The sequence below is a fragment of the Actinoplanes subtropicus genome (genome assembly GCF_000721705.1).
Taxonomy (GTDB): Bacteria; Actinomycetota; Actinomycetes; order Mycobacteriales; family Micromonosporaceae; genus Actinoplanes; species Actinoplanes subtropicus.
The window spans coordinates 1-1,007 of record NZ_JOJL01000134.1 but is presented as its reverse complement, the minus strand read 5'-3'; the positions used below and the strand labels follow the sequence as shown (position 1 = coordinate 1,007).

At 72.6% G+C, this 1,007-nt stretch carries 1 protein-coding gene; it reads left to right on the top strand.

Annotation, left to right across the window (positions count from 1 at the left end; all coding sequences use genetic code 11):
* Positions 1 to 14: 14 nt before the first annotated feature.
* On the top strand, positions 15 to 1,007 hold a 993-nt coding region (locus tag IH26_RS0152485; protein WP_030443811.1), incomplete at its 3' end, for an AMP-binding protein.

The window sequence follows — 1,007 nt, the reverse complement described above, 5'->3', positions numbered from 1 at the left end:
GAAGCGAGTCTGACATGGCCGCGGTGCGGTTCAACGCGGGCTGGTGGCTGACCGGCCGGCACGTCGACAACGGCGACGGCGACCGGATCGCCGTCCGCGCTCCGCGGACACTGACCTACGCGGAGCTGACCGAGCAGGCCGGGCTCGCCGCCGCCGCGTTCCGGGCGCTGGGCCTGCGCCGCGACGACCGCATCGTCTTCCTCACCGGCGACGACCTCCCCATGTTCACCGGCATCCTGGGCGCGTTCACGGCCGGGTTCGTCGCCGTGCCGATCAACACGATGCTCGGGGCCCGGGAGCTCGGCGAGATCATCGCCGACTCCGGCGCCGCCGTGCTGGTCGCCAGCGAGGCGTTCCGGGAGCAGGCCGAGCGGGCCGCGGCGGCCGCGCCGGAGCTGCGTCATCTGGTCTGCGACGGGCCGGCGCCGCTGGCCGGGGCGGGCGTCACCAGCCGCACCTGGGACGAGCTGATCGCGTTCGGGCGGGAGCAGCCGGCCGAGCTGTGCGAGCCGGCCGGCACCGGCGAGGACGACTGGGCGCTGTGGCTGTACACGTCGGGCACGACCGGGACGCCCAAGGGGGCGATGCACCGGCATGCCAACATCCGGCATGTCTGCGAGACGTACGGCAGCAAGGTTTTAGGGATCAGGCCGGACGATTCCTGCTTCTCGGTCGCGAAGCTGTTCTTCGCGTACGGGATCGGGAATTCGATGTTCTTCCCGCTCTCGGCCGGCGCCAGCGTGCTGCTCGAACCGCGCCGCCCCACCCCGGCGATCGTCGGCGAGGTGCTCGCGGAGCGGCAGCCGAGCCTGTTCTTCGCCGTGCCGACCTTCTTCGCCGCGCTGGCCAACAGCGACCTGCCCAAGGACGCGTTCGACTCGGTGCGGCTCTGCGCCTCGGCCGGCGAGCCGCTGCCCGCGGCGCTGCTGCAGCGGTTCGCCGACCGGTTCGGGGGCGAGATCATCGACGGCATCGGCTCCACCGAGGCGCTGCACATCTTCCTGTCC